Source organism: Allobosea sp., from assembly GCF_035944895.1.
Lineage (GTDB): Bacteria > Pseudomonadota > Alphaproteobacteria > Rhizobiales > Beijerinckiaceae > Allobosea.
Window position 1 is genome coordinate 274,248 of record NZ_DASZAT010000006.1, and the last position, 26,677, is coordinate 300,924.

General features: G+C 67.0%; 28 protein-coding genes. 6 read left to right on the forward strand and 22 right to left on the reverse strand.

What is annotated here, in order from left to right; all coding sequences use genetic code 11:
* Window positions 1-103 precede the first annotated feature (103 nt).
* The 4 genes from radA to VGV58_RS09900 all read left to right on the forward strand — a co-directional run bounded on the left by radA (window position 104) and on the right by VGV58_RS09900 (window position 4,809).
* A complete protein-coding gene (radA, locus tag VGV58_RS09885; RefSeq protein ID WP_326873842.1) occupies window positions 104-1,528 on the forward strand; it encodes a DNA repair protein RadA in 1,425 nt (474 codons plus the stop codon).
* 193 nt (window positions 1,529-1,721) lie between these two features.
* Window positions 1,722-2,438, forward strand: a complete 717-nt coding sequence (locus tag VGV58_RS09890) for a CvpA family protein (RefSeq protein ID WP_326873843.1) — start codon at window positions 1,722-1,724, stop codon at window positions 2,436-2,438.
* A 141-nt stretch (window positions 2,439-2,579) separates the two neighbouring features.
* Window positions 2,580-4,049 carry an amidophosphoribosyltransferase gene (gene purF / locus VGV58_RS09895; RefSeq protein WP_326873844.1) on the forward strand — a complete coding sequence of 490 codons (1,470 nt, stop codon included), beginning with the start codon at window positions 2,580-2,582 and terminating at the stop codon, window positions 4,047-4,049.
* 19 nt (window positions 4,050-4,068) lie between these two features.
* The gene (locus tag VGV58_RS09900; protein WP_326873846.1) at window positions 4,069-4,809 is read left to right on the forward strand and encodes an SDR family NAD(P)-dependent oxidoreductase; all 741 of its coding nucleotides are present in this window, start codon (window positions 4,069-4,071) and stop codon (window positions 4,807-4,809) included.
* Between the two features lie 114 nt (window positions 4,810-4,923).
* Here the strand turns inward: VGV58_RS09900 and VGV58_RS09905 are convergent, their stop codons facing one another.
* From VGV58_RS09905 to VGV58_RS09920, 4 genes are all read right to left on the reverse strand, one after another.
* The gene (locus VGV58_RS09905) at window positions 4,924-5,334 is read right to left on the reverse strand and encodes an NUDIX hydrolase (protein ID WP_326873847.1); all 411 of its coding nucleotides are present in this window, start codon (window positions 5,332-5,334) and stop codon (window positions 4,924-4,926) included.
* Window positions 5,334-6,722, reverse strand: a complete 1,389-nt coding sequence (gene der / locus VGV58_RS09910; protein ID WP_326873848.1) for a ribosome biogenesis GTPase Der — start codon at window positions 6,720-6,722, stop codon at window positions 5,334-5,336. Before der ends, VGV58_RS09905 begins: the two co-directional genes overlap by 1 nt.
* A gap of 104 nt (window positions 6,723-6,826) precedes the next feature.
* Window positions 6,827-7,489, reverse strand: coding sequence for a tetratricopeptide repeat protein (locus tag VGV58_RS09915; RefSeq protein WP_326873849.1), 663 nt, complete (start codon window positions 7,487-7,489; stop codon window positions 6,827-6,829).
* Between the two features lie 154 nt (window positions 7,490-7,643).
* Window positions 7,644-8,249, reverse strand: coding sequence for a TetR/AcrR family transcriptional regulator (locus tag VGV58_RS09920; protein ID WP_326873850.1), 606 nt, complete (start codon window positions 8,247-8,249; stop codon window positions 7,644-7,646).
* 70 nt (window positions 8,250-8,319) lie between these two features.
* On the opposite strand from VGV58_RS09920, the gene VGV58_RS09925 reads away from it, so the two are divergent.
* Both VGV58_RS09925 and VGV58_RS09930 read left to right on the forward strand, forming a co-directional pair.
* Window positions 8,320-8,724: a VOC family protein gene (locus VGV58_RS09925; protein WP_326873851.1), complete on the forward strand. Its 405-nt coding sequence runs from the start codon at window positions 8,320-8,322 to the stop codon at window positions 8,722-8,724.
* A 65-nt stretch (window positions 8,725-8,789) separates the two neighbouring features.
* The gene (locus VGV58_RS09930) at window positions 8,790-9,806 is read left to right on the forward strand and encodes a purine-nucleoside phosphorylase (protein ID WP_326873852.1); all 1,017 of its coding nucleotides are present in this window, start codon (window positions 8,790-8,792) and stop codon (window positions 9,804-9,806) included.
* A 3-nt stretch (window positions 9,807-9,809) separates the two neighbouring features.
* Here VGV58_RS09930 and queA read toward each other — a convergent pair whose 3' ends face one another.
* The 18 genes from queA to nuoG form a co-directional block, all read right to left on the reverse strand.
* Window positions 9,810-10,904, reverse strand: a complete 1,095-nt coding sequence (queA, locus tag VGV58_RS09935) for a tRNA preQ1(34) S-adenosylmethionine ribosyltransferase-isomerase QueA (protein ID WP_326873853.1) — start codon at window positions 10,902-10,904, stop codon at window positions 9,810-9,812.
* A gap of 76 nt (window positions 10,905-10,980) precedes the next feature.
* A complete protein-coding gene (locus tag VGV58_RS09940; protein WP_326873854.1) occupies window positions 10,981-11,448 on the reverse strand; it encodes a peptidylprolyl isomerase in 468 nt (155 codons plus the stop codon).
* A complete protein-coding gene (locus VGV58_RS09945; RefSeq protein ID WP_326873855.1) occupies window positions 11,448-12,080 on the reverse strand; it encodes a hypothetical protein in 633 nt (210 codons plus the stop codon). The genes VGV58_RS09940 and VGV58_RS09945 overlap by 1 nt, the downstream gene beginning before the upstream one ends.
* 4 nt (window positions 12,081-12,084) lie before the next feature.
* Window positions 12,085-12,657 (reverse strand): peptidylprolyl isomerase, encoded by a 573-nt coding sequence (locus VGV58_RS09950; protein WP_326873856.1) that lies wholly within the window; start codon window positions 12,655-12,657, stop codon window positions 12,085-12,087.
* 394 nt (window positions 12,658-13,051) lie between these two features.
* A complete protein-coding gene (locus VGV58_RS09955; protein ID WP_326873857.1) occupies window positions 13,052-13,282 on the reverse strand; it encodes a DUF1467 family protein in 231 nt (76 codons plus the stop codon).
* Window positions 13,279-13,680 (reverse strand): RidA family protein, encoded by a 402-nt coding sequence (locus VGV58_RS09960; RefSeq protein ID WP_326873858.1) that lies wholly within the window; start codon window positions 13,678-13,680, stop codon window positions 13,279-13,281. Before VGV58_RS09960 ends, VGV58_RS09955 begins: the two co-directional genes overlap by 4 nt.
* Before the next feature lie 3 nt (window positions 13,681-13,683).
* Window positions 13,684-14,088 (reverse strand): methylmalonyl-CoA epimerase, encoded by a 405-nt coding sequence (mce, locus tag VGV58_RS09965; RefSeq protein ID WP_326873859.1) that lies wholly within the window; start codon window positions 14,086-14,088, stop codon window positions 13,684-13,686.
* 48 nt (window positions 14,089-14,136) lie between these two features.
* Window positions 14,137-15,807, reverse strand: a complete 1,671-nt coding sequence (locus VGV58_RS09970) for a ribonuclease J (RefSeq protein WP_326873860.1) — start codon at window positions 15,805-15,807, stop codon at window positions 14,137-14,139.
* A gap of 163 nt (window positions 15,808-15,970) precedes the next feature.
* Window positions 15,971-16,750, reverse strand: coding sequence for a biotin--[acetyl-CoA-carboxylase] ligase (locus tag VGV58_RS09975; RefSeq protein WP_326873861.1), 780 nt, complete (start codon window positions 16,748-16,750; stop codon window positions 15,971-15,973).
* A gap of 8 nt (window positions 16,751-16,758) precedes the next feature.
* Window positions 16,759-18,189, reverse strand: coding sequence for an NADH-quinone oxidoreductase subunit NuoN (gene nuoN / locus VGV58_RS09980; RefSeq protein ID WP_326873862.1), 1,431 nt, complete (start codon window positions 18,187-18,189; stop codon window positions 16,759-16,761).
* A 10-nt stretch (window positions 18,190-18,199) separates the two neighbouring features.
* Complete coding sequence (locus VGV58_RS09985; protein WP_326874117.1) at window positions 18,200-19,711, reverse strand: NADH-quinone oxidoreductase subunit M; 1,512 nt, start codon at window positions 19,709-19,711, stop codon at window positions 18,200-18,202.
* Window positions 19,712-19,715: 4 nt separating this feature from the next.
* Window positions 19,716-21,755: an NADH-quinone oxidoreductase subunit L gene (gene nuoL, locus VGV58_RS09990; RefSeq protein ID WP_326873863.1), complete on the reverse strand. Its 2,040-nt coding sequence runs from the start codon at window positions 21,753-21,755 to the stop codon at window positions 19,716-19,718.
* Window positions 21,756-21,781: 26 nt separating this feature from the next.
* A complete protein-coding gene (nuoK, locus tag VGV58_RS09995; protein ID WP_091829440.1) occupies window positions 21,782-22,090 on the reverse strand; it encodes an NADH-quinone oxidoreductase subunit NuoK in 309 nt (102 codons plus the stop codon).
* Window positions 22,087-22,710, reverse strand: coding sequence for an NADH-quinone oxidoreductase subunit J (locus VGV58_RS10000; RefSeq protein WP_326873864.1), 624 nt, complete (start codon window positions 22,708-22,710; stop codon window positions 22,087-22,089). Before VGV58_RS10000 ends, nuoK begins: the two co-directional genes overlap by 4 nt.
* A 127-nt stretch (window positions 22,711-22,837) precedes the next feature.
* Window positions 22,838-23,326 carry an NADH-quinone oxidoreductase subunit NuoI gene (gene nuoI / locus VGV58_RS10005; RefSeq protein ID WP_057192642.1) on the reverse strand — a complete coding sequence of 163 codons (489 nt, stop codon included), beginning with the start codon at window positions 23,324-23,326 and terminating at the stop codon, window positions 22,838-22,840.
* A 21-nt stretch (window positions 23,327-23,347) separates the two neighbouring features.
* Window positions 23,348-23,587, reverse strand: a complete 240-nt coding sequence (locus VGV58_RS10010; protein ID WP_326873865.1) for a hypothetical protein — start codon at window positions 23,585-23,587, stop codon at window positions 23,348-23,350.
* The gene (nuoH, locus tag VGV58_RS10015; protein ID WP_326873866.1) at window positions 23,587-24,606 is read right to left on the reverse strand and encodes an NADH-quinone oxidoreductase subunit NuoH; all 1,020 of its coding nucleotides are present in this window, start codon (window positions 24,604-24,606) and stop codon (window positions 23,587-23,589) included. The genes VGV58_RS10010 and nuoH overlap by 1 nt, the downstream gene beginning before the upstream one ends.
* 6 nt (window positions 24,607-24,612) lie before the next feature.
* Entirely contained in the window at window positions 24,613-26,676 is a 2,064-nt protein-coding gene (gene nuoG / locus VGV58_RS10020) for an NADH-quinone oxidoreductase subunit NuoG (RefSeq protein ID WP_326873867.1), read from the reverse strand.
* Between the last annotated feature and the right edge of the window lies 1 nt (window position 26,677).

The window sequence follows — 26,677 nt, forward strand, 5'->3', positions numbered from 1 at the left end:
GCCACGACCGGGTGAGCGCTTTCGGCGGCGTCCGGCAAAGGCCGCACCCCGTCGTGGGTTCCGGGTTCGCGGCTTTGCCGCGTCCCGGAATGACAATGTAGCGATGGCCAAGCGCGGCCCGACTTACGTCTGCCAAGCCTGCGGCGCGGTCTATCACCGCTGGCAGGGCAAGTGCGATTCCTGCGGCACCTGGTCGTCGCTCTCCGAGGAGGCGCAGGCCGCGCCGGTCCCCGGTGGCGGCCGGGTGCCCTCCGGCGGGCGGGCTCGCGGCCGCATCTTCGCGCTGGAGAGCCTGAAGGGCGAGACGCAGGATGCGCCGCGCATCGTCTCGGGGATCGGCGAGCTCGACCGTGTCACCGGCGGCGGCTTCGTGCCAGGCTCGGTGCTGCTGATCGGCGGCGCCCCTGGCATCGGCAAGTCGACGCTGCTGATGCAAGCCTGCGCCGCGATGGCCATGACCGGCCGGCGCGTGGTCTATGTCTCGGGCGAGGAATCGACCAGCCAGGTCCGCCTGCGCGCCCAGCGCATGGGTCTCGCCGAGGCGCCGGTCGACCTCGCCGCCGAAACGAACATCGAAGACATCATCGCCACCCTCGGCCAGGGCGAGCGCCCTGCCCTTGTCGTGATCGATTCGATCCAGACGATGTGGTCTTCGGAAGTCGAGAGTGCGCCCGGTACGGTGACGCAGGTGCGCGGCTCGGCCCAGGCGCTGATCCGCTACGCCAAGACCTCTGGCGCCTGCCTGATCCTGGTCGGCCACGTCACCAAGGACGGCCAGATTGCTGGCCCGCGCGTCGTCGAACACATGGTCGATGCGGTTCTGTCCTTCGAGGGCGAAGGCACGCATTCCTTCCGCATCCTGCGCGGCCAGAAGAACCGCTTCGGCGCGACCGACGAGATCGGCGTCTTCGAGATGACCGGCGCCGGCCTCTCCGAGGTCGGCAACCCCTCCGCCCTCTTCCTCGCCGGGCGCGATCAGGATGCGCCGGGCGCCGCCGTGCTCGCCAGCATCGAGGGTACGCGGCCGGTGCTGGTCGAGATTCAGGCGCTGGTCGCCCCGAGCGCGCTCGGCACGCCGCGCCGCGCCGTGGTCGGCTGGGAGAACAGCCGCCTCGCCATGGTGCTTGCGGTGCTGGAGACGCATGGCGGGCTGAAGCTCGGCCAGCACGACGTCTATCTCAACGTCGCCGGCGGCCTGCGCGTCGGCGAGCCGGCGGCCGACCTTGCCGTCGCCGCGGCACTCGTCTCCTCGCTGACCGGAGCGATCCTGCCGTCCGGCGCGGTCCATTTCGGCGAAATTGCCTTGTCTGGCGCGATTCGGCCGGTTTCGGTCGCGGCCGCACGGCTGCGCGAGGCCGCCAAGCTGGGTTTCGAGAGCGCGGTACTACCTTCGGCGGGCGCCGATATCGGCGATGGCAACGGCCTGAGGTTGCGGCGCCTCAGCCATGTCGGCGAGCTCGTGGCCGAAATCGCGGCGAGCGCACCCCGCGCCCGCTCAGGCCAGCGCGCTTCGCAGGCAGACCGGTAAAATGGTCTTCATTTGAAAGTCGGGCGATGCATTCTCCGATCAGCTTGGATAACTTGGCAGAATCCGGCTGTCGCAGTGCAAAATGAGCCGACTGCATGGGTGACGCGCGGCACGCGAGCGGGTATAGCAAAATCCGCCCGGCCCACCCATTTGACGCGTGCCGGCCCCGATTTTGCAGCGAAGCGGCCCTGACATGCCTGTGACCATTCTCGATCTCGTCGTCATCGGCGTGGTGTTGATCTCGGCTTTGCTCGCAGCCGTGCGCGGCCTGACGCGCGAAGTGCTGGCGATCGCCTCCTGGGCGGCCGCGGCCGTCGTCGCCTGGCTCTTCCATCCGCAGCTGCTGCCGCTGGCGCAGCAGTACATCCCGAACAAGACCGTGGCGCTCGTCGCGGTGATCGCGGCGCTGTTCCTGGGCACGCTGATCGTCGTCTCGCTGATCACGGCGCGGATTTCGGACTTCGTGCTCGATTCGCGCATCGGCGCTCTCGACCGCACGCTCGGCTTCGTCTTCGGCGCCGCGCGCGGCCTGCTGCTTGCCGTCGTCGGCTATCTCTTCTTCACCGCGCTGGTGCCGGAGAAGATGCAGCCGGCCTGGGCACGCGATTCGCGCTCCAAGCCCCTTCTGGAGGAAACCGGCCGCAGCCTGCTGACCATGCTGCCGCAGGACATCGATTCGGAATTCGTGAAGAAGCTGCTGCAGCCGAAGACGCCTGAATCGACCGACGCACCGGCCGAGGAGCCGCGCACGCCCGGCACCAACCCGCCGGCCGGCGGCATCGCCCCTGCCGATCCGCAGCGCCGCACCCAGGCGCCCGCCACCGACCGGCAGGCGCTGCAGCGCGTGATCGATACGACTGCCCCGGCGGCCACCGGCGCGACGCCCGCCCCGGCGCAACGCCGGCCCTGATTGGAACCAGAGCCCGGCCTCATCACAAAAACGGCAACCGTTCTTGCGATGACGCCACGCTCTAACAAGTAGTTGGCAGATTCCCTCCGTTCGGCTGTCCGCCGAACGGAGAACCTATTGAAGCCGCGATGGAGCCTTGCGATGAGCCTGATCCACGATGCCGACGCCGTGTTCGATCCGAACGCCGACCGTTTGCGCGAGGAGTGCGGCGTCTTCGGCATTTTCGGCCATGAGGACGCCGCCGCGCTGACCGCGCTCGGCCTGCACGCCCTGCAGCATCGCGGCCAGGAGGCGACCGGCATCGTCTCCTTCGACGGCAAGCGCTTCCACACCGAGCGCCAGCTCGGCCTGGTCGGTGACGCCTTCTCCGATGCGAGCGTGATCGAGAAGCTCAAGGGCAAGCAGGCGATCGGCCATGTCCGCTACTCGACCACCGGCGAGACCATCCTGCGCAATGTCCAGCCGCTGTTCTCGGAACTGCATGGCGGCGGCTTCGCGGTGGCGCATAACGGCAACCTGACCAACGGGCTGACGCTGCGGCGCAACCTCGTCCGCGACGGCGCGATCTATCAGTCGACCTCGGACACCGAGGTGCTGCTCCACCTCGTCGCGCGCAGCCGCAAGCCGAAGTTCATCGAGCGCTTCATCGACGCGCTGCGGCAGATCGAGGGCGCCTATGCCTTCGTCGGCATCACCAACAAGAAGCTGGTCGGCGCGCGCGACCCGCTGGGCATCCGCCCGCTCGTGCTCGGCGACCTCAATGGCTGCCCGATCCTGACCTCCGAGACCTGCGCGCTCGACATCATCGGCGCCAAGTTTGTGCGCGAGATCGAGAACGGCGAGGTCGTCGTCATCTCCGAGCAAGGCATCGAGAGCCACAAGCCCTTCCCGCCGGTGGCCGAGCGGCCCTGCATCTTCGAGTACATCTACTTCGCCCGGCCGGATTCGATCGTGAAGGGCCGCAGCATCTATGAGCGGCGCAAGGCGATGGGCGCGCAGCTTGCACTGGAGGCCCCGACCGAGGCCGATGTGATCGTGCCGGTGCCCGATTCCGGCGTGCCGGCGGCGCTCGGCTATGCCCAGGCGAGCGGTATCCCGTTTGAGCTCGGCATCATCCGCAACCACTATGTCGGCCGCACCTTCATCGAGCCGACGCAGAAGGTGCGCGAGCTCGGCGTGCGCCTGAAGCATTCGGCCAACCGCAGCGTGGTCGAAGGCAAGCGCATCGTGCTGGTCGACGACTCGATCGTGCGCGGCACGACCTCGCTGAAGATCGTCAAGATGATGCGCGAGGCCGGCGCCCGCGAGGTGCATTTCCGCATCTCCTCGCCGCCGATCACCCATCCCGACTATTACGGCATCGACACGCCCGACCAGGCGAAGCTGCTCGCCGCGACCCATTCGCTCGAAGAGATGCGCCAGTTCGTCGGCGCCGATTCGCTCGCCTTCATCTCGGTCGACGGGCTCTACAAGGCGATGGGCCATGAGCGGCGCGACCCGACCCGGCCGCAGTTCACCGACCATTGCTTCACCGGCGAATATCCAACCTCGCTAACCGATGTTGTCGGCGAGAGCGCCAAGCAGGAAATGTCGCTGCTCGCCGCCGGCTGAGCCTTTCGACGGGATTTCGATGACCAAGCCTCTGGAAGGGCGCATCGCGCTTGTCACCGGCGCGTCGCGCGGCATCGGCCGCGCCGCGGCGCTCGCCTTCGCTGGAGCTGGTGCGCATGTCATCGCGCTCGCCCGCACCACCGGCGCGCTGGAGGAGCTCGACGACGAGATCCGGGCGATCGGCGGCAGCGCGACCCTGGTGCCGGCCGACCTCGCCGATGCCGCCGCGATCGAAAAGCTGGGCCCTGCCCTGCTGGAGCGCTGGGGCCGGCTCGACATCCTGCTCGCCAATGCCGGCATCCTCGGGCCGCTCGCACCGCTGACCCATGTCAGCGCCAAGGAATGGGCCGATGTGTTCGACATCAATGTCAGCGCCAATTGGCGGCTGCTCAAATCGGTCGAGCCGGCGCTGAAAGCCTCCGAATCCGGCCGCGCGATCTTCGTGTCGTCCGGTGCAGCGCATAAGGGCCTGGCCTATTGGGGACCGTATGCGGTGTCCAAGGCGGCGCTCGAAGCGATGGCGCGCAGCTATGCCGACGAGACCCGGAACACCAATCTGCGGGTCATGCTGGTCAACCCCGGCCCCTTGCGCACCCGCATGCGGGCCCAGGCGATGCCGGGCGAAGACCCGATGACGCTGAAGACCCCGGAGGATCTGGCGCCGCATCTGGTCACGATCGCCTCGCCGGACTGGAGCGAGACCGGCAAGATCTTCGACTTCCCGCAGGGCAAGGTGCTGACGCCGCAGATGCCGGCGTAGAAGCAGCCTTCCCGTCATGGTCGGGCCTGTCCCGACCATCCACGTCTTCCTTCGGGCAATTTACTGTTCAAGACGCGAATGCTCGCCACAAGGGCGAGCATGACGGTGGTGGGGCTACACCGTCCCCGCGTACTCCCGCACCACCGCGATCAGGTCGGGCACTGTCAGGTTCGGCAGGGCCGCCATCTCGTCGAGCGAGAACCAGCCGATGCGGACATGTTCGTCCGACAGGTTCTCGGCCTCGCCGCCCTCCCAGCCAGAGACGACATAGATGTGGTGCAGCGCCGCGCCGTTGCGCTCCGGGAAGCGTTCCTCGGCCGAGAGCATCAGGCGGTAGGTCTGCGGCGCCAGCCCGACCTCCTCGCGGCATTCGCGCAACAGCGCCTCGTCGAGCGCTTCGCCCGCCTCGACCCTGCCGCCTATCGCGTCCCAGTGATCGGCCCAGGCGCGTTTCCAGGAAGCACGCAGGCCGAGCAGCACCCGCCCGTCGGCGCGCAGGAAGAGCGCGCTGACGGTCTCCAGCATCAGCCCTTGCTCTTGTCGTAGGGGTTGGCGCCGCCGCGGGTATGGAGCCGGATCGGCGTGCCGGGCAGCTCGAAGGCCTCACGCAGGTTGTTGACCAGATAGCGCGTATAGGACACCGGCAGATGGTCGAGCTGGTTGCCGAACAGCGCGAAGGTCGGCGGCCGCGCCTTGGCCTGCGTCATGTAGCGGATCTTGATGCGCCGGCCGGCGACAGCCGGCGGCGGATGGGCCGAGAGCACGCCTTCGAGCCAGCGATTGATCTTCGCGGTGGAGACGCGGCGGTTCCAGACCTCATAGGAGCGGAAGACCGCCTGCATCAGCCGGTCGATGCCCTCGCCGGCGATGCCGGAGAGCGGCACGATCTCGACGCCGCGGATCTGCGCCAGCAGATGATGCGCCTTCTCCTTGAGCTCGGCGAGCAGGCCCTGCTTGTCGGCGACGAGATCCCATTTGTTCAGGCCGATGACGACGGCACGGCCCTCGCGCTCGGTCAGGTCGGCCAGCGTCAGGTCCTGCTTCTCGAAGGGAATGGTGGCGTCGAGCAGGACGACCACGACTTCGGCGAAGCGGATGGCGCGCAGCGAATCCGCCACGGCGAGCTTCTCCAGCTTCTCGTCGATACGGGCGCGCTTCCTCATCCCGGCGGTGTCGAACAGCTTCACCGGGCGGCCGCGCCATTCCCATTCGACCGAGATGGTGTCGCGGGTGATGCCGGCTTCAGGGCCGGTCAGCAGGCGCTCCTCGCCGATCATCCGGTTGACCAGGGTCGACTTGCCAGCGTTGGGGCGGCCGATGATGGTGACGCGCAGCGGCCGATTCGGGTCGATGTCCTCGTCAGACGGGGCATCGGCGGGCACGTCGGCCCAGTCCTCCTCCTCGTCCTCCTCGGGCTCGTCGACGACATAGGGCGCCAGCGCCTCCAGCAGGTCGGAGGTACCCTCGCCATGTTCGGCGGAGAACGGCACGGGATCACCGAGGCCGAGCGAATAGGCCTCCATGACGCCGTCCTTGCCCTTGTTCCCCTCGGCCTTGTTGGCGAGCAGGATGACGGGCTTGCCGGAGCGGCGCACCAGCTCGGCGAAAGGCTGGTCCATCGGCGTCAGGCCGAGCCTGGCGTCGATCATGAACAGGACGACGTCGGCTTGGTCGATCGCGGTTTCGGTCTGGGCGCGCATGCGGCCCGCGAGCGAATCCTTGTCGGCCTCTTCGAGACCGGCGGTATCGATCACCGTGAAGCGCAGATGGCCGAGGCTGGCCTCACCTTCACGGCGATCGCGCGTGACGCCGGGCTGGTCGTCGACGAGCGCGAGCTTCTTGCCGACGAGCCGGTTGAACAGGGTCGACTTGCCGACATTAGGCCGGCCGACGATGGCGATGATGGCGCTCATGATCCGTCTTTAATGCAGCATTGGGCCTCGTCCGGAAAGTGGCTCCACTGTCCGGACGAGGCCCAAGCCTGGAAGGCGGCCGCTTGTGACAGCGGCGCCCGATGTCAGTTCTTGATGGTGACGGGGCCGCCGCGCACCAGCGTCAGATAGAGCTCGACGCGCTGGCGCAAGACCTGCGGCGTCTGCGGGTCGGCGACGATGGCGTCGAACCAGCGTCCGGCATCCTCGAAGAGATTGGCCTTCAGCGCGGAGATGCCGAGGAACTCCCGCGCCGAATGGCGCCACAGCCCGGTCGGCGCCGCCAGCGGCTCGAGCTCCTTGCGCAGCTCGGCATAAGGCAGGGTGTCGACGCGCAGCATGCCGGCGCGCAGGCGGGCGAAGTCGCGATAATACTGGTCGAGCGAGGCATCGCTGGCAACCGCGTCGAAGGCAGTCGCCCCCGCAGCCGCGTCGCGCTTGCCGATCTCGGCCGCAAGGCGGAAGCGCGAGAGCAGTCGGTAGCCGGCCGGCGCATTGGCGGCGAGGTCGGTCAGCGTCGTTTCGGCCGCGCTGGCATTGTTGTCGCGCGAGGCGCGCACCGCCTCCTCGAACCTGGCACCGACGGCCTCGGCCTTCTTGCGCTCCTGCTGCTGCCAGAACTGCCAGCCGGCAACGCCCGCCACCGCCAGCACGGCGATGGCGATGAAGACATTGCCATACTTCTTGAGGATGGCGCTCGCCTTGTCGCGGCGAACCTCCTCGTCGATCTCGCGGAAAATGTCGGACATGACGCCTCGAATTGATCTTCACGCACCATCCGCTCGACCGAAATCGGCCAAACCGACAGAATTCGCGCAAAGCTGAAAAGCTGCGGCATGCCGGGTAGCATCTTTGCCAGCGGAATGCGAGCCGCAACGGCCACACAGAGCCGTCAGGGCAAGCCTATCGTGATGGCGCGCCCGGCGCAGCCAGGCCAGCAACCACGGTATCGATGAGCGTGTGCCATTCGCCCGGGTCGGCTCCGGCCGCAATCGCGAGGGCGGCACGGTCGTAAGCCGCGCCCAGCAACTGGGCCGTCGCCCGTAGCGGCAGCTTCGGGAGCGCACCAGACTGCATTGCTGCTGCGAGCCCTTCGCGCAGGGTTCGCCCACCATGGCGGGCATCGATCGCGTCGAGTTCCTCTCGGCCGAGCACGGCGGCGGCATCGATCAGCAGCAGCTGCGTCCGGCCCGGCAGTCGCATCGCCTCCAGAAAGGCTGCACCGCCCTTGCTGAGCGCCTTGAGTGGCGCGAGACCGGGCCGCGCCGCGCTCCCGATCTCATGCGCCACCGCCGCCGCTTCCGCCTCGACCACGGCCCGGAACAGCGCCCGCTTGTCCGCGAAGTGGTGATAGAGCGCGCCGCGCGTCACGCCGGCTTCGGCGACCAGCTCCGGCGTGCCTGTCTCGGCATAGCCGCGGCTGACGAAGAGCCTGCGCCCGGCTGCGATCAGCGCGGCGCGGGTGGCGTCGGAGCGGTCCTTGTTGGAGCGGCGCCCAGCGTCTTGCATACATGCAGCCTGTATGTTACTTCTCACAAACATGCAGATTGTATGTTTATGATGAAAGACAGGCAAGCCCATGAAAGTCACCAGCTATTACCCGGTGATCATGACCGACAAGGTTGCCGAGACCGCCGCCTTCTACACTGCTCATTTCGGGTTCCAGGCCCTGTTCGAGGCGGATTGGTATGTCCATCTGCAGTCGACCGTCGACGACCGGGTGACGCTGGCGGTGCTGGACGGGTCTCACGACACCATTCCCCTGCCCGGCCGCGGCCGCGTCAGCGGCTTGATCCTGAACTTCGAGGTCGAGGACGTCGATGCGGAGTATGCCCGGCTCAAGACCGCCGGGCTGCCGATCCTGCAGGAGCTGCGCGACGAATGGTTCGGCCAGCGTCACTTCATCACCAGCGACCCGAGCGGCGTGCTGATCGACGTGATCAAGCCGATCCCGATGACCGCCCCGCCCGAAGGCCGCGCTTGATCGCACCGTTCGTGGCAGGCACCTTGCTTCCGCGTCCACCATCACGCAGCGACAAGGAGAGCGCCATGAACCGGATCGCCAGCGGGCTGGGAGCAGCCCTTCTCAGTCTCGCCCCGCTCGGCATTGGCGGCGCGGCCATGGCGGCGCCGACCAAGGTCAAGGTCTTCGTCGCCTCGATGTTCGAGATCGGCGCCAATACCGGCGACCGGGCCGGCGAGTTTCAGCACTGGTATGAGCGCTATTGGCAGAAGAGCCAGCCCCACGAGGTGCGCGGCGCACTGAAACCGGCCTATTGCAACGATGACGGCGTCTGCGGCGCGGTGCTCGGCATGGGCAAGGTCAATTCCTCCTCCTCGATGCAGGCGATCCTGCTCGATCCGGACTACGACTTCTCGCAGGCCTATTTCGTCATCACCGGCGTCGCCGGCACGCCGCCCTCGCGCGGCACGATCGGCGACGTCTCCTGGGGCAGCTGGCTGGTCGACTACGATCTCGGCCATCGCTGGGCACCGGAGGAAGGCAAGCCGGGCGAGCCGGTGTTCATCCCGCGCAAGGGCTATGAGGACTACCGCGTCTTCAAGCTCAACCCGGCGCTGGTCGGCTGGGCGACGCGGCTCAGCGCCGGGGTCAACCTCCAGGACTCGGAGTCGGCGAAGCAATACCGCCAGCGCTATCCGGACGAGAAGGCGCGGGCGGCCCCCTCCGTACAGACCGGCACGCACATGACCGGCGACACCTTCTTCCACGGGCCCGGCCTGTCGAAGGAGGCGCAGTACATGGCCAAGCTCTACGGCGCCGACGACTATGTCATCACCGAGATGGAGGCCGCGGCGATCACGCTGGTGATCAAGCGCCAGTTCGGCACCGACAGGATCCTCAGCCTGCGTGGCGCGGTCAATTTCGACCAGGGCAATCCGAACGAGACGACCTTGCAGCATCTCGACCCGGCGCCGGGCCAGACGGCCGGCGGCTTCGCCGAGACCGTCGCCAATGTCGAGGCGGTCGGCTCGCGCGTCGTCGACCACATCGTCGGCAATTGGGGCGAGTGGCAGAAGGGCGTGCCGCCGCTGCCAGCCAAATAGCGCTCAGTCTGTCTTGTCAGCGCGGAACAGCAGGCTGCCATCGCCATAGGAGTAGAAGCGATAGCCCTCGGCGATGGCGTGGGCATAGGCGCGCTTCATCAGATCGAGACCGGCGAAGGCCGAGACCAGCATGAACAGCGTCGAGCGCGGCAGGTGGAAATTGGTCATCAGCAGATCGACGGCGCGGAAACGATAGCCCGGCGTGATGAAGATCGCCGTGTCACTCGAGAACGGCTTGATGACGCCATCCTCGCCGGTCGCGCTTTCGAGCAGGCGCAGCGAGGTCGTGCCGACCGCGACGATGCGGCCGCCAGCGGCCTTGGCCGCGTTGAGCGCGTCGGCCGTCGCGGCGTTGACCGTGCCCCACTCGGCATGCATGCGATGCTCGTCGGTGTCCTCGGCCTTGACCGGCAAGAAGGTGCCGGCGCCGACATGCAGCGTGACGAAGTGGCTGGAAACGCCGCGCTTCTTCAGCGCGTCGAACAGTTCCGGCGTGAAGTGCAGACCGGCTGTCGGCGCGGCGACGGCGCCTTCCTCGCGGGCATAGGTCGTCTGGTAGTCGCGGGCGTCGGCCTGGTCGGTCGCGCGCTTGCCGGCGATGTAGGGCGGCAGCGGCAATTCGCCGAGCCGCGCGATCGCCTCGTCGAGATAGGGGCCGGTCAACGAGAAGCGCAGGCCGATGTCGCCGCCCTCCCCCTTGTCCTCGACCTCGGCCTGAAGCCGGGCGAGCTCGCAGGCATTGCCGGCGCCGTCGCTGTCGAAGACGATCGTCTCGCCGATATTTAGCTTCTTGGCCGGGCGGGCGAAGGCGCGCCAGCGGTCATCCGCCTCGCGCTTGTGCAGCATGATCTCGATGCGGGCCGAAGCCTCGCCGCGATAGCGCCGCCCCCAGAGGCGGGATGGGATGACACGGGTGTCGTTCAGCACCAGCGCATCGCCAGGCTGCAGCAGCTCGACGAGGTCACGGATGCCGCGGTCCGCGAGAGGCTCGGGAGCGCCGGGGCGCACGACGAGGAGCCTTGCGCTGTCGCGCGGGCTTACTGGCCGCAGCGCGATGCGCTCCTCGGGCAGGTCGAAATCGAAGAGACCGACGTCCATGGACCGATCCTAAAAAGTAATCCCGGGCCGACCAAGTCGACCCGGGATGACCTTGCTTGCGACGATTGGGAACGCCTCAGGCGTCCGCCTGCACTTTCAGCGAGACGATGGAGTCGGGGTCGCGCACCGGCTCGCCGCGCTTGATCTTGTCGACATTGTCCATGCCCTCAACGACCTGGCCCCAGACCGTGTACTGCTTGTCGAGGAAGCGCGCGTCGTCGAAGACGATGAAGAACTGGCTGTTGGCCGAGTTCGGGTTCTGGGCGCGGGCCATCGAGCAGATGCCGCGGACATGCGGCTCGGCATTGAACTCCTGGGCGAGGTCCGGATAGCTCGAGCCGCCGGTGCCGGTGCCATGCGGGCAGCCGACCTGCGCCATGAAGCCGTCGATGACGCGGTGGAAGACGATGCCGTCATAGAAGCCCTCGCGGGCGAGCAGCTTGATGCGCTCGACATGGTTGGGGGCGAGGTCCGGCCGCAGCTTGATCACCACGCGGCCCTTGGTGGTCTCCATGACGAGGGTGTTCTCGGGATCGAGCGACATCAGACTGATCTTTCGTTGGTCGGCACACGGCCGAAGAAGCGGATTGTGATCGGGCGGCCTGCGATACTCCCTCCGAGCCCCGGCGACAACCTCATCGGCGTGCAATCGCGCACGGCCCGCATCAGCGAGTCGCTGAAACGCTCGCGCAAGCCGGGCGGCGCGCGCCGCATCTCCCAGGTCACGCGCGGCTGGCCGAAGAGCGTGCCGTCGCGGCGCAGGCTGAAGCGCACGCTCGCGCTGGCACTACCACTTTGAGCATCGAGCGAAGGCGGCTGCCAGCAGCGCCGCAGCGCCGGACCGATCTGGTCGAGCCTGTCCACGGTCTCCCCGCCAAGGCCGATCGTCTCGGGATTGACGGTGCCTATGACGCCGCGATCGACGCCGGGCGTCGGCGACGGCACCACCGGGCGGCGTGCGCCCTCGCCGAAGGGGCCGCCGACGCCCGGCATGTAGCGCTGGCCCGATTGCGGCGGCAGCACCGGATTCTGCGAGCCCGAAGGCGGCGGCAGGACAGGGTTCTGGAAGCCCGAAGCGGGCGGCAGGCCAAGGTCGCGCGTATCCTGCGCCAGCGCCGCGCCGCTGGCTGAGGCCAACAGCAGCAGCGTGAGCACAGGCACGCGCGAGCGGCGCATGGGCTTACTTGGCGTCCGCGAGCAGACGCATGCGGATGATCTTGTCGGGGCCGCTGACCGAGCCGTTATTGGCGCTGCTGCCCTTCTTGATCTTGCGGACGGCATCCATGCCCGAGACGACCTCGCCGAACAGGGTGTACTGGCCGGTCAGCGAGCCGCAGCCTTCGAAGCAGATGAAGAACTGCGAGTTGGCCGAGTTCGGGCTCTGCGAGCGCGCCATGCCAACCGAGCCGACCTTGTAGGGGGTCGGGGTGAATTCGGCCGGGATGTTCGGCAGGTCGGAGCCGCCGGTGCCGTCGCCCTTCGGATCGCCGGTCTGGGCCATGAAGCCGTCGATGACGCGGTGGAAGACGATGCCGTCATAGAAGCCGCGCTTGGTCAGCGCCTTGATCTGCTCGACATGCTTGGGCGCGAGATCCGGCCGCAGGCGGATGGTGACGCGCCCGTCCTTGGTGTCGAGCGCCAGGGTGTTCTGCGGATCGAGATTAGCCGGTGCCGGCGCCTGGGCATTTGCTTGAGACTGGGCCAGGCCGATCGAAGCGGAAAGCGCCAGGACGGCGAGCGTGGTGCGAAGCATCGGAAAACCTCTCCTGACCGCCGGAACGGCCCGGCGCATCTGACGTTGCGAGGTAGCGGCATCCTATGACTGGAACAAGGCGCAGAATCGTGCACGGCGAACAATGTTGCACCGCACAAGAACAAACTGGAATAATTTTGCAAAAAGTTCGGGCGCAGGCTGCCTAAACAGGTGACAACATTATTGCGATCGGCTAATCACTCTGGCGCTGGGCTCGCCCGACCGTTTTCCGGGCGCCGCGGACCAGGTCTCGGGAGGAACAAACAGCCGTCCAGTATATGAGTGCGCGGGAATAACGGCGCGCCGATACTGCGGTAAAAAACAGACTTCCAAAGGCAAGGCGCAAGCCTTGCCTTTTGTTTTGGTCTATACGCTAAGCTCTACTGAACACTGTTCAGGCATCGAGCTGCGTCCAGATATACCAGACGATGCAGAAGACGATGCCGGCGATGATCGAGGTCGCGACCGCCTTCTTGGCCAAGCCCGGCAGGACCGGCGCACCGGGATCCGTGCCCTTCTCGATCTCACCGCTTTCCGCCTGGCTACGCACGCCGAAGGGCAGCGTCACAAACAACACCGTCCACCAGATCACGAAATAGACTGCGAGCCCGCCGCCGATCGTCATGGCGCGTTGCCCTCCCCGACCAGGGCGATGCATGCGAACGCGACCTTGGCGTCGGTCGGCACGCCGAACCGCGCGGTGTGCCGAGCCGGCAAGCCATTCGGGAAATGCTTCACGTACTCGGCATTGCAGGCCGCGTAGTCACTGGGGTCGGTGATCAGCATTGTCATCTGCACGACGCGATCGAGGCTGCTGCCAGCCTCGGCCAGGATGGCGGCCACATGCGCCAGCGCCTGCCGCACCTGCTCGGCCGGCGTCTCGCCCCGCAGGATCCCCTTGGCCGGCTCATGGGGCGCCGACTGGCCGGAAACGAAGACGAGGCCGCCCGCCCGCGTCGCGAGGCTGAAGGGGCGCGGGGAGCCCGCTTCCGGCTCGCCGAAGAATGCGATCTGCGAGGTCATGGCTCAAGCCTGCTCCAGCTCGACGAGCGTGCCGCAGAAATCCTTGGGGTGCAGGAAGAGCACCGGCTTGCCATGGGCGCCGATGCGCGGCTCGCCGGAACCGAGCACACGCGCGCCCTGCGCCTTCAGCCGATCTCGCGCCGCGAGGATGTCGTCGACCTCGTAGCAGATGTGGTGGATGCCGCCGTCAGGATTGCGCTCGAGGAACTTGGCGATCGGCGAATCCGCGCCCATCGGCTCCAGCAGCTCGATCTTGGTGTTCGGCAGCTCGACGAAAACGACGGTGACGCCATGTTCCGGCTGCGGCAGCGGCTGCGAGACGCGGGCGCCGAGCGTGTCGCGATAAAGCACCGTCGAGGCGGTGAGATCCTTCACGGCGATGGCGACGTGGTTGAGGCGTCCGATCATGCAGCGGCTCCGTTCGGTCTCGATAAGCTGCGGGCGATATGCCCGATCCTACACCGTGATCACCAGCGCGTTCACCAGCGGCTTCTTGCCCCACTCCTCGTTGACCGCGGCGCGCACGCCGCGTTCGAGCGCACTGCGCACGGCCTCGGGATCGCGGCGCTTGCCCTTGGAGAGCCCCTCGATCAGGTCTTCCACCGCGTCGGCGACGATGTCGTCGAAGGGCGTGCCATCCTTGGCGGCGAGCGGCAGGCCGATCAGGGCAACCTCAGGATCACCGGCGAGCTCGCCCTTCTCATCGAGCGCGACGGCGATCGAGATCACGCCGGCGAAGGACAGCTTGCGGCGCTCGGGGATGGTGCGGTCGAGCGCGCCGATCAGGAGCTCGCCATCCTGGTAGAGGCGGCCGTGCTGGACCTCGGTGAGCTTGCGGGCCCCGTCCTCGGCGATCACAACGACATCGCCATTGCCGGCGCGCAGCACATGCTTGACGCCGAGGCTGCGGGCGAAGGTGGCGTGCTCGGTCAGGTGCTGATCCTCGCCATGGGCGGGAATCGCGATCTTCGGCTTGAGCCAGCCATAGAGCCGCGCCAGCTCCTCGCGCCGGGGATGGCCGGAAACGTGCACGAGATGGGTACGGTCGGTGATGATCTCGATATTGTCGCGCGCCAGCCGGTTGAGGATAGCGCCGACGGCCTTCTCGTTGCCGGGAATGGTGCGCGAGGAGAAGATCACCCGGTCGCCCGGCGAGAGCGCGATCTCTGGGTGGTCGTCGGCCGCAATCCGCGAAAGCGCGGCGCGCGGCTCGCCCTGGCTGCCGGTCACGAGTGCCACGACCCTGTCGCGCGGCAGATAGCCATAGGTTTCGACCCCGCGGAAAGCGGGAATGCCGTCGAGGAAGCCGCATTCGCGGGCGACGTCGATGACGCGGTCCATGGCGCGGCCGACGACGACGACCTCGCGCTGGTTGGCCATCGCTGCCTCGGCGACGGCGCGCAGACGCGCCACATTCGACGCGAAGGTGGTAACGGCGACGCGGTTCGGCGCCGAGGCAACCAGCTCCTTGAGCTTGGCGGCGACATCGGCCTCGCTCGGACTGATGCCATCGCGCAGAACATTGGTGGAATCGCAGACCAGCGCCAGCACGCCCTCCTCGCCGAGCTCGCGCAGGCGAGCCTCGTCGGTCGGCAGGCCGACACGCGGGGTCGGGTCGATCTTCCAGTCGCCGGTGTGGACGACGAGGCCGGCCGCCGTGCGGATCGCGAGTGCGTTCGATTCCGGGATCGAATGCGCCACCGGGACGAACTCGATATCGAACGGGCCGAGCGTGAAGCGCCCGCCCTGGGCGACGATGTTCATCTCGACCTTGGGCGCACCGGGCTCGGAGAGGCGCCGCGTCGCCAAGAGGCCGGCGGCGAAGCGCGTGCACCACACCGGCACGCGCAAAGAGGGCCAGAGCGCGGCGAGCGCGCCGATATGGTCCTCATGAGCGTGGGTGATGACGATGCCGAGCAGGTTCGCCCGGTCCTGGATGATGTAGCTGAGGTCCGGCAGGACGATGTCGACGCCCGGCGCCTCCGGCCCGGCGAAGGAGAGCCCGCAATCGACCAGGATCCATTTGCGCTTCTTCTCCGGCCCGAAGCCATAGAGCGCGGCATTCATGCCGATCTCGCCGAGGCCACCGAGCGGAACGAAGACGAACTGGTCGCTGGAACGGGTCACTGGCTATCCTGACGCAAGGCACGGGCTACGGAATTCGGCCGTCGAAACGGCCTCGATGGCACGGCCAAAGCCGCTTGTCCGGAATGACGGGCCGAATGTCCGTCGAAACGGAAACCGCTCTAGCATGCCCTCGACCCTGCCTCCATAGCGGCAGGAGCGTTCATCAGCCCTGGTCCTGAGAGGCGGGCTTGGCGGCGCCGAAATAGAGATCGCCGGCATCGATCAGCCGTCGGCCGGCGTCCACCTCCAGTTCGAGCCGCCCGGAGGCGTCGAGGCCGAGGAAGCGGCCGGAGACCGGCCCCTCCGGCAGGCGCATGGTGATGGTCTCGCCGAGATAGGCGGCGCGCTCCAGCCAGGCGGCGCGGATCGGACCAAAGCCGCCCGGCAGCGACCATGCCGAGAAGCGTTGGTGCCAGGCATCCGACAAGGCCGCCAGCAGGCGCTCTACGGTCACGTCCGCTGCATGCGCGGACAGGTGAGCGGCGGGATAAGGCGTGCCTTCCGGCGCGGAGGCCACGTTGACCCCGATACCGATGACGACGTTGAAGCGCCCTGCCCGGTTCTCGCCCTCGAGCAGCAGGCCCGAAGTCTTGGCGCCGCCGATCAGCAGGTCGTTCGGCCATTTCAGGGCGAGCACCGGATGGGACAGCCCGGTCACCGCTGCTGCCGCATCGTGCAGGGCGAGTCCAGCGACGAAACCGAGCTGCGGCGCAAGCGCCGGCTCGCAGGGCGCGACCAGCAGGAGGCTGGCGTAGAGATTGCCGGGCGGCGAGCCCCAATGCCGCCCATGCCGGCCACGACCGGCATTCTGGCTTTTCGCGACGATCCAGAGTCGGCCCGGATCCCCCTCGCCCAGCGCGCGACGCGCCTCCTCCATGGTGGAGGCGACCTCGTCGCGAACGATCAGACGATAGCCGGCGGCACGGGCGCCCTCGCCGAGCACCTAGACGCTCAGAACAGCGACTTCGCCGCCGCAGCAGCGGAGTCGAACAGCGGCGCCGGCAGCAAGGACAGCACCAGCACGAAGAGCGCCGAGATCAGCAACACACCGCGCACGCCGGCATCGCCCTTGTCGAAGGCCGGCTTGGCGTCGTCGAAATAGATCACCTTGACGATGCGCAGGTAGTAATAGGCGCCGACGACGCTGGTGACGACGCCGACGACGGCGAGCACATAGAGCTTGGCCTCGATCGCGGCGAGGAAGACGTACCACTTCGCCCAGAAACCGGCGAGCGGCGGGATGCCGGCGAGCGAGAACATCATCATCGACATCGCGAAGGCCATCCAGCCATTGGTGCGGGACAGGCCGGCGAGCTCGCCGATCTCCTCGACCGGCTTGCCGTTGCGGTTCATCATCAGCACGCAAGCGAAGGCGGCGAGCGTGGTGGCGAGGTAGATCGCCATATAGGTCATCACGCCCTGGACGCCGGCCGGCGTGCCGGCGGCAAGGCCGACCAGCGCGTAGCCCATATTGGCGATCGAGGAATAGGCGAGCAGGCGCTTGATATTGGTCTGGCCGATCGCGGCGAAGGCGCCGAGCGCCATCGAGGCGATCGCCATGAAGACGATGATCTGCTGCCAGTCATGCAGCGCGCCCGGGAAGGCGCCGACGAAGATGCGCACGGTCATCGCCATCGCCGCCATCTTGGGCGCCGATGCAAAGAAGGCTGCGACCGGGGTCGGGGCGCCCTCATAGACGTCCGGCGTCCACATATGGAACGGCACCGCCGAGATCTTGAAGGCGACGCCGGCGGCGACGAAGACGAGGCCGATGATCAGGCCGATGCCGGGATGGCCACCCTTCACCGCCTCGGCGATGCCGGCATAGCTCACCGTCCCAGTGAAGCCGTAGACCATGGACGAGCCGTAGAGCAGCATGCCCGAGGAGAGCGCGCCGAGAACGAAATACTTCAGGCCAGCCTCGGTCGAGCGCGGATTGTCGCGGTCGAAGGCGGCGACGACATACAGCGCCAGCGACTGCAGCTCCAGGCCAACGTAAAGACCGATCAGGTCGCTGGCCGAGATCATCATCATCATGCCGATGGTGGCGAGGACGACGAGGATCGGGAATTCGAAGCGCATGGCGCCGTCACGGCGCAGGAAATCGGCCGAGAGCACGATCGCAGCCGCCGCGCCGATCAGCGTCAGCACCTTCATGAAGCGGCCGAAGCCGTCGGCGATGAAGGCGCCGTTGAAGGTGACGACCTTGCCCTCGCCGCGCAGGACGAGCACCAGCGCCAGAGCCAGCAGCGCGAGCGCCGCGATCTCGAGCGTGCGCGTCGAGCGCTCGCCCTGGATCGCGCCGTAGAGCACCATGGCGATGGCGCCCAGCGCCATGACGATTTCCGGGAGCGCCGGACCGAAAGCGGGCAAGGTGGTCATCGGAGCAGCCTTACTGGACTGCCAGCATCGCCGTCTTCGCGGCGGTGATGGCGGCCTGATAGTTCTTGATGAGGGCTTCGGTCGGCGCCGCGAAGGCGTCGAGGATCGTGCCGGGCGCGATGCCGTACCAGATCGTCAGCAGGACGAGCGGCACGAAGATCGCGATCTCGCGGGCGTTGAGGTCGGTGATGTCCTTGAGCTCGGGCTTCGTGAGTTCGCCGAAGACGACGCGGCGATAGAGCCAGAGCGCATAGCCAGCCGACAGGATGACGCCGGTGGTCGCCAGGAACGATACCCAGGGATTGGCCTTGAAGGCGCCCATCAGCGTCAGGAACTCGCCGACGAAGCCCGCGGTGCCGGGCAGGCCGACATTGGCCATGGTGAAGATCATGAACACCACCGCATAGAGCGGCATTCGGTTCACCAGGCCGCCATAGGCGGCGATCTCGCGGGTGTGCATGCGGTCGTAGATCACGCCGACGCAGAGGAAGAGCGCGCCGGAGACCAGGCCGTGGCTGACCATCTGGAACATGGCGCCCTGGATGCCCTGCGGCGTCAGGGTGAACAGGCCCATGGTGACGAAGCCCATATGCGCCACCGAGGAGTAGGCGATCAGCTTCTTGATGTCCTCCTGCATCAGCGCCACCAGCGAGGTGTAGATGATGGCGATGACGGAGAGCGCGAAGACCAGCGGCGCAAACATCGCCGAGGCGTCCGGGAACATCGGAATCGAGAAGCGGATGAAGCCGTAGCCGCCCATCTTCAGCAGGATCGCCGCCAGGATGACGGAGCCCGCCGTCGGCGCCTCGACGTGCGCGTCGGGCAGCCAGGTGTGGACCGGCCACATCGGCATCTTCACCGCGAAGGAGGCGAAGAAGGCGAGCCAGAGCCAGGGCTGCATCTGGACCGGGAACTTGTGCGCCAGCAGCGTCGGAATGTCGGTGGTGCCGGCGTTCCAGTACATCGCCATGATGGCGAGCAGCATCAGCACCGAGCCGAGCAGCGTGTAGAGGAAGAACTTGTAGGAAGCGTAGACCCGGCGCTTGCCGCCCCAGATGCCGATGATCAGGAACATCGGGATCAGGCCCGCCTCGAACAGCAGGTAGAACAGCACGAGGTCGAGCGCCACAAAGACGCCGATCATCAGCGTCTCGAGGATCAGGAACGCGACCATGTACTCGCGCACCCGCTTCTCGACCGAGGTCCAGGACGCCAGGATGCAGAACGGCATCAGGAAGGCGGTGAGGACCACGAACGGGAAGGAGAAGCCGTCGACGCCGAGCTTGAATTTGATGATGTCCGAGACCCAGGCATGGCTCTCGACCATCTGGAAGCCGGGATTGGCCGAGTCGAAGCGGCCCCAGGCGACGAGGGCCAGGATGAAGGTCGCGACCGTCGCGATCAGCGCCGCCCAGCGGGCATTGGAGTTGACCGAAGCCTCGTCGCCGCGCTGCGCCAGGATGAAGGCGGCGCCGACCAGCGGCAGGACCAGGAGACCGGTGAGGATACCGAAGCCGAACATCATCTCACCCGCGGGCCATGAGGTACCAGGTCACCAGCCCGGCGACGCCGATCAGCATGGCGAAGGCATAGTGGTAGACATAGCCGGTCTGCAGCCGAACGACCCGGTTGGTCACGTCGACGACACGGGCCGAGACCCCGTCCGGGCCGAAGCCGTCGATGACGGCGCCGTCGCCCTTCTTCCAGAGGAAGCGGCCGAGCCACATCGCCGGCTTCACGAACAGGAAGTCGTAGATCTCGTCGAAATACCACTTGTTGAGCAGGAACTTGTAGAGCACCGGGTTGGCGGCGGCGAGCTTGCCGGGCACCTCCGGGCGCAACACGTACATGTAGAGCGCGAGCAGGAAGCCGACCAGCATCGCGACGAAGGGCGACCAGACCACCCATTTCGGCACTTCGTGCATGGCGTGGAGGATGTGGTTGTCCTTGCCGGTGAACAGCGCCGCCTTCCAGAAGTGCTCGTAGTCGTGGCCGATGAAGGCCTCCTTGAAGACATAGCCGGCCGCCAGCGCACCGAGCGAGAGCACGGCGAGCGGGATCAGCATGACGAGCGGGCTCTCATGCGGCGTGTGGTCGTGACCATGGCCGTGCCCGTGATCGTCATGAGCATGAGCGGAATGGGCGTGATCGTCGTGGCCGTGGCCATGCGCGTGGTCGTCGTGGCCATGCGCGTCATGCCCGTGGCCGCCCCAGCGCGGGGCACCCTCGAAGGTCATGAAGTAGAGGCGCCAGGAATAGAACGAGGTCATCAGCGCGGCGACGACCAGCAGCACGAAGGCATAGGAGCTGGCGAAGCCGCCATGCGCCACCGAGGCGTAGGCGCTCTCGATGATCGCGTCCTTCGAGAAGTAGCCGGCGAAGAGCGGGAAGCCGGTCAGCGCCAGGGTGCCGATCGTCATGGCGGCTGCGGTCAGCGGGATGTGCTTGCGCAGGCCACCCATGTTCCGCATGTCCTGCTCGTGGTGCATCGCATGGATGACCGAGCCGGCGCCCAAGAAGAGCAGCGCCTTGAAGAAGGCGTGGGTGAACAGGTGGAAGATGCCGGCCGAATAGGCACCGACGCCCATCGCCACGAACATGTAGCCGAGCTGCGAGCAGGTCGAATAGGCGATGACGCGCTTGATGTCGTTCTGCACCAGGCCGACGGTCGCAGCGAAGAAAGCCGTGGTGGCGCCGATGACGACGACCACTGTCAGAGCGACCGGAGCGTATTCGAAGATCGGCGACAGGCGCGCCACCATGAAGACGCCGGCGGTGACCATGGTCGCCGCATGGATGAGGGCCGAGACCGGGGTCGGGCCTTCCATCGCATCCGGCAGCCAGGTGTGCAGCAGGAACTGTGCCGATTTGCCCATGGCGCCCATGAACAGAAGCAGGGCGGTCAGCGTCAGCGCGTTCCAGTCATAGCCGAGGAAGCGGAAGCTGCGCTCCGTCAGGCCGGCAATCTGCGGGAAGATGCTGTCGAAGGCGACCGAGCCGGTCAGCACGAAGACCAGGAAGATGCCGAGCAGGAAGCCGAAATCGCCGACGCGGTTGACGACGAAGGCCTTGATCGCCGCGGCGTTGGCCGAGGGCTTCTGATACCAGAAGCCGATCAGCAGATAGGAGGCGAGACCGACGCCTTCCCAGCCGAAGAACATCTGCACGAGGTTGTCGGCCGTCACCAGCATCAGCATGGCGAAGGTGAACAGCGAGAGATAGGCGAAGAAACGCGGCCGTGACGGGTCCTCGTGCATGTACCCGATCGAATAGAGGTGCACGAGCGACGAGACGGTGTTGACCACGACCAGCATGACCGCAGTCAGCGTGTCGATGCGGAAGGCCCAGTCGACACGCAGGTCGGCCGAGGCCAGCCAGGTCGCGACCTGGACGCGCGTAGTGCCGTGACCGAAGCCGACCTGGGCGAAGGCGACCCAGGACAGCGCCGCCGAGATCAGCAGCAGCGTGGTGGTAACGATCTCCGAAGCGCGCGCGCCGATCAGCCGGCCGAAGAAGCCGGCGATCAGGAAGCCGATCAGGGGGAGGAAGACAATCGCTTGATACATGGCAGGTTACGGGCGCGTCGCCGCGCTCAGCCTTTCATCATGTTGATGTCTTCCACCGCGATCGTGCCGCGGTTGCGGAAGTAGACGACGAGAATGGCGAGCCCGATCGCGGCCTCGGCCGCGGCGACGGTCAGCACCAGCATCGCGAAGACCTGGCCGACGATGTCGTTCAGGAAGCTCGAGAAGGCGACGAAGTTGAGGTTGACCGAGAGCAGGATCAGCTCGATCGACATCAGGATGACGATGACGTTCTTGCGGTTGATGAAGATGCCGAGCACGCCGAGCGTGAACAGGATCGCGGCGACCGCGAGGTAAGAACCAAGCCCGACCATCACGCCATCTCCTCGGGAACGCCGGCGCGCGAAGGCACCTTCTTCACATCCATCGCCGCAGCCTTGGTGCGGGCGTTCTGGGTCGGGATATCCTGGCGCTTGATGCCCTTGCGGTCGCGCAGCGTCAGCACGATCGCGCCGATCATCGCGACCAGCAGCACGAGGCCCGCCGCCTGGAAGTAGTAGATGTACTTCGTGTAGAGCACCTGGCCGAGCGCAGCGGTGTTGGTGACATTGGCCGGGATCGCCGCGACGGGAGCGCGCACGATCTGCGGGTCGATCACCCAGGCGCCGACGACCAGCAGCAATTCGACCGCGAAGATCAGGCCGATCAGGCCCCCGATCGGCAGGTATTGCAGGAAGCCCTGGCGCAGCTCGGCGAAATCGACGTCGAGCATCATCACCACGAAGAGGAAGAGCACCGCGACCGCGCCGACATAGACGACGACCAGCAGCATCGCCAGGAACTCGGCCCCGAGCAGCAGGAACAGGCCCGCCGCGTTGACGAAGGCGAGGATCAGGAACAACACCGAATGCACGGGGTTGCGCGCCGAAATCACCATCAGCGCGGAGGCGATGGTGACGCCTGAGAAGAGATAGAAGAAAGCCGCTGCGGCATTCATCTTCGCCAGCCTTTCCGCCCTTGCGGGCGGCCCTCGTTTCATCACGCGACGGAGCGACTCCGGCGCAGTTTGGAGCGTCTATAGTCAGGCCCGCCGGACGCGACAACCGCGCGACGGGCCGCAGTCCTCAGCGATACGGCGCATCCATCGCGATGTTGCGCGCGATCTCGCGTTCCCAGCGGGCGCCGTTATCGAGCAGCTTGTCCTTGTCGTAGAACAGCTCCTCGCGCGTCTCGGTGGCGAACTCGAAATTCGGTCCCTCGACGATGGCGTCGACCGGGCAGGCCTCCTGGCAGAAGCCGCAATAGATGCACTTGGTCATATCGATGTCGTAGCGCGTCGTGCGGCGGGTGCCGTCATTGCGGCGCGGGCCGGCCTCGATCGTGATCGCCTGCGCCGGGCAGATCGCCTCGCAGAGCTTGCAGGCGATGCAGCGTTCCTCGCCGTTCGGATAGCGGCGCAGCGCGTGCTCGCCCCGGAAGCGCGGCGAGAGCACGCCCTTCTCGAAGGGATAGTTCAGCGTCGCCTTCGGCTTGAAGAAGTAACGCATCGACAAGGCGAACGCGCCGACGAACTCCTTGAGGAGCAGTCCCTTGGCGGCTTGCGCGAGTGACATCCGTCTCGTCCTTCTCTCGTCTCAGCCGAACAAGGTCCGGCCGACAAAGTAACCGACGATGGGCAGACCGCCCACCGACACCACCAGCACCGCCGCCTTCAACAGGCGGATGCGCCGTTCGTAATCGTCCTTCTCGGCCTGCGTCGTGGAGCTGTCGGTACGGCGCAAGGCGCCGACCACCAGCCCGGTGACGAGCCGATACTCGATCAGACCGACGACGAAGCCGATCAGGGCTCCGATCAGGCCGGCCTGCCCCGCCATCAGGGCGCGGGGCTCCAACCGGTGATCTGCAGCACCGCCGCCACGATCACGACGCAGGCGAGCGACAGCGGCAGGAAGACCTTCCAGCCCAGCCGCATCAGCTGGTCATAGCGGTAGCGCGGCACGAAGGCCTTCACCATCGCGAACATGAAGAAGACCAGCATGACCTTCAGCACGAACCAGACCACGCCCGGCAGCCAGGTGAAGGGCGCGATCGGGAACGGCGGCAGCCAGCCCCCGAGGAACAGGATCGTGGTCAGCGAGCACATGGTCATGATCGCCACGTATTCGCCGAGCATGAACAGCAGATACGGAGTCGAGGAGTACTCGACCATGAAGCCCGCGACGAGCTCCGATTCCGCCTCGGCCAGGTCGAAGGGCGGCCGGTTCGTCTCGGCCAGCGCCGAGACGAAGAAGACGATGAACATCGGGAAGAGCGGCAGCCAGTACCAGCCGAACAGGCCGGCCCTGGTGTTCTGCGCCTCGACGATCGCCGAGAGGTTCAGCGAGCCGACGCAGAGCAGCACGGTGACGATCACGAAGCCGATCGAGACCTCGTAGGACACCATCTGCGCCGCCGAGCGCAGCGCGCTGAGGAACGGGTACTTCGAGTTCGAAGCCCAGCCGCCCATGATGATGCCGTAGACGCCGAGCGAGGAGATCGCGAAGATGTAGAGCACGCCGACATTGATGTCGGCGATCGCCCAGCCTTCCGCTACCGGGATCACCGCCCAGGCCGCCAAAGCGAGCAGGCAGGTGACCAGCGGCGCCAGCAGGAACACGCCCTTGTTGGAGCCCGACGGGATGATCGGCTCCTTGAAGACGAACTTTAGCAGGTCGGCGAAGCTCTGGAACAAGCCGAAGGGCCCGACCACGTTTGGGCCGCGACGCAGCTGCACCGCCGCCCAGACCTTGCGGTCGGCCAGCAACATGAAGGCGATGAAGACCAGCAGCGCGACCAGGAGCAGCAGGCTCTTGCCGGCGATGATCGCGAGATCGAGGACGAGGTCCCAGTTCATCGAGGCTTACTCCGCCGCCTGGCGCATGCGGCCGGAGGCCAGCGCCGAGCATTCCGCCATCACCGCCGAAGCGCGGGCAATGGGGTTCGTGGTGTAGAAATCGGCGACCGCTGGGACGAAGCCAGCCTTGTCGGTCGCACCGCCCTGCCCGGCCAGCTTCGCCAGCCCGGCGCGATCGCTCTCGGCGATCGTGTCGACGGCGGCGAAATGCGGATGGGCGGCATAGAGCTCGCGGCGCAGTGCCGACAGCGAGTCGAAGGGCAGCGGCTTGCCGAGCGAAGCGGAGAGCGCCCGCAGGATCGCCCAGTCCTCCTTGGCGTCGCCCGGCGGGAAGGTGGCGCGAGCCGCCATCTGCACTCTGCCCTCGGTGTTGACGAAGGTGCCGGACTTCTCGGTATAGGCCGCGCCCGGCAGGATCACGTCGGCGCGATGCGCGCCCTTGTCGCCATGGCTGCCCTGATAGATCACGAAGGCGCCGGCCGGCACCTCGATCTCGTCGGCGCCGAGCAGGAAGAGCACGTCCAGAGCGCCCTCCCTGGTCATACGGGCGACATCGTGACCGCCCTCGCCCGGCACGAAGCCGAGATCGAGACCGCCGACACGGGCGGCTGCGGTGTGCAGCACGCCGAAGCCGTTCCAGCCATCCTTGACCGCGCCGAGCACCTCGGCCGCCTTGGCCGCAAGCGAGAGCACGGCAGCGCCGTCAGAGCGGGTGAGAGCGCCCTGCCCGACCAGCACCATCGGCCGCTCGCCGGCAGCACCGGCGCGCTTGACCAGATCGGCCAGCGTCTCGGCACCGGCGCCGAGATAGTCATAGGCATAGGTCAGGTCGACCTTCTCGCCGATCAGCGAGACCTTGAAGTCGCCGCGCAGCCAGCGCTTGCGGATGCGAGCGTTGACGATCGGCGCCTCGCGACGCGGGTTCGAGCCGATGATCAGCAGCGAGGTCGCGTCCTCGATGCCGGCGATGCCGGTGTTGAGGATGTAAGCAGCGCGTCCGAAAGCCGGGTCGAGCTTCGCGCCGTCCTGGCGGCAGTCGAGATTGGCCGAGCCGAGGCCGGAAATGAGCGCCTTCAGCGCATACATCTCCTCGACCGCGGCGAGATCGCCGGCGATCGCGCCGATACGCTCAGGCTTGGCGGCCTTGAGCTTGGAGGCGACCAGCGCGAGCGCCTCGGTCCAGCTCGCCGGGCGCAGAGCGCCGTTCTCGCGAATATAGGGGCGGTCGAGACGCTGGGTCCTGAGGCCGTCGGCGATGTGGCGGGTCTTGTCGGAGATCCACTCCTCGTTCACCGCCTCGTTGACGCGCGGCAGCACGCGCATCACCTCACGGCCACGCGAGTCGACGCGGATCGCCGAGCCGACCGCGTCCATCACGTCGATGGATTCGGTCTTGGTCAGCTCCCAGGGGCGCGCCTTGTTCTGGTAGGGCTTGGAGGTCAGGGCGCCGACCGGGCAGAGATCGACGACATTGCCCTGCAGCTCCGAGCTCATCGCGTGCTCGAGATAGGTGGTGATCTCCATGTCCTCGCCGCGGCCGATCGCGCCGAGGTCGGAGGCGCCGGCGACCTCGGTGGTGAAGCGGACGCAGCGCGTGCACTGGATGCAGCGCGTCATCGAGGTCTTGACCAGCGGGCCGATATACTTGTCCTCGACGGCGCGCTTGTTCTCGGCATAGCGCGAGGTGTCGACGCCGTAGGCCATCGCCTGGTCCTGCAGGTCGCACTCGCCGCCCTGGTCGCAGATCGGGCAGTCGAGCGGGTGGTTGATGAGCAGGAACTCCATCACCCCTTCGCGCGCCTTCTTGACCATGGGCGACTTGGTCAGCACCACCGGCGGCTCGCCGTTCGGGCCGGGACGCAAATCGCGCACGCCGATGGCGCAGGAGGCCTGCGGCTTCGGCGGGCCGCCTTTCACCTCGACCAGGCACATGCGGCAATTGCCGGCGATCGAGAGCCGCTCATGGAAGCAGAAGCGCGGCACTTCGGCGCCAGCCGCCTCGCAGGCCTGGAGCACGGTGTACTCCGGCGGGACGTCGACCTCGATGCCGTCGATCAGAAGCTTGGTCATG

Bases quoted from the DNA above. Each gene is read 5' to 3' on its own strand.
- nuoN (WP_326873862.1), bottom strand. From the start codon at position 18,189: ATGACCACCTTGCCCGCTTTCGGTCCGGCGCTCCCGGAAATCGTCATG.
- nuoG (WP_326873867.1), bottom strand. From the start codon at position 26,676: ATGACCAAGCTTCTGATCGACGGCATCGAGGTCGACGTCCCGCCGGAG.
- VGV58_RS09900 (WP_326873846.1), top strand. From the start codon at position 4,069: ATGACCAAGCCTCTGGAAGGGCGCATCGCGCTTGTCACCGGCGCGTCG.
- VGV58_RS09930 (WP_326873852.1), top strand. From the start codon at position 8,790: ATGAACCGGATCGCCAGCGGGCTGGGAGCAGCCCTTCTCAGTCTCGCC.
- VGV58_RS09955 (WP_326873857.1), bottom strand. From the start codon at position 13,282: ATGACGATCGGCGGCGGGCTCGCAGTCTATTTCGTGATCTGGTGGACG.
- nuoL (WP_326873863.1), bottom strand. From the start codon at position 21,755: ATGTATCAAGCGATTGTCTTCCTCCCCCTGATCGGCTTCCTGATCGCC.
- VGV58_RS09905 (WP_326873847.1), bottom strand. From the start codon at position 5,334: ATGCTGGAGACCGTCAGCGCGCTCTTCCTGCGCGCCGACGGGCGGGTG.
- VGV58_RS09945 (WP_326873855.1), bottom strand. From the start codon at position 12,080: ATGCGCCGCTCGCGCGTGCCTGTGCTCACGCTGCTGCTGTTGGCCTCA.
- radA (WP_326873842.1), top strand. From the start codon at position 104: ATGGCCAAGCGCGGCCCGACTTACGTCTGCCAAGCCTGCGGCGCGGTC.
- VGV58_RS10000 (WP_326873864.1), bottom strand. From the start codon at position 22,710: ATGAATGCCGCAGCGGCTTTCTTCTATCTCTTCTCAGGCGTCACCATC.
- nuoI (WP_057192642.1), bottom strand. From the start codon at position 23,326: ATGTCACTCGCGCAAGCCGCCAAGGGACTGCTCCTCAAGGAGTTCGTC.
- VGV58_RS09920 (WP_326873850.1), bottom strand. From the start codon at position 8,249: ATGCAAGACGCTGGGCGCCGCTCCAACAAGGACCGCTCCGACGCCACC.
- der (WP_326873848.1), bottom strand. From the start codon at position 6,722: ATGAGCGCCATCATCGCCATCGTCGGCCGGCCTAATGTCGGCAAGTCG.
- VGV58_RS09950 (WP_326873856.1), bottom strand. From the start codon at position 12,657: ATGCTTCGCACCACGCTCGCCGTCCTGGCGCTTTCCGCTTCGATCGGC.
- VGV58_RS09925 (WP_326873851.1), top strand. From the start codon at position 8,320: ATGAAAGTCACCAGCTATTACCCGGTGATCATGACCGACAAGGTTGCC.
- VGV58_RS09940 (WP_326873854.1), bottom strand. From the start codon at position 11,448: ATGTCGCTCGATCCCGAGAACACCCTCGTCATGGAGACCACCAAGGGC.
- VGV58_RS10010 (WP_326873865.1), bottom strand. From the start codon at position 23,587: ATGGCGGGGCAGGCCGGCCTGATCGGAGCCCTGATCGGCTTCGTCGTC.
- queA (WP_326873853.1), bottom strand. From the start codon at position 10,904: ATGGACGTCGGTCTCTTCGATTTCGACCTGCCCGAGGAGCGCATCGCG.
- mce (WP_326873859.1), bottom strand. From the start codon at position 14,088: ATGATCGGACGCCTCAACCACGTCGCCATCGCCGTGAAGGATCTCACC.
- purF (WP_326873844.1), top strand. From the start codon at position 2,580: ATGAGCCTGATCCACGATGCCGACGCCGTGTTCGATCCGAACGCCGAC.
- VGV58_RS09985 (WP_326874117.1), bottom strand. From the start codon at position 19,711: ATGTTCGGCTTCGGTATCCTCACCGGTCTCCTGGTCCTGCCGCTGGTC.
- nuoH (WP_326873866.1), bottom strand. From the start codon at position 24,606: ATGAACTGGGACCTCGTCCTCGATCTCGCGATCATCGCCGGCAAGAGC.
- VGV58_RS09960 (WP_326873858.1), bottom strand. From the start codon at position 13,680: ATGACCTCGCAGATCGCATTCTTCGGCGAGCCGGAAGCGGGCTCCCCG.
- VGV58_RS09915 (WP_326873849.1), bottom strand. From the start codon at position 7,489: ATGTCCGACATTTTCCGCGAGATCGACGAGGAGGTTCGCCGCGACAAG.
- VGV58_RS09890 (WP_326873843.1), top strand. From the start codon at position 1,722: ATGCCTGTGACCATTCTCGATCTCGTCGTCATCGGCGTGGTGTTGATC.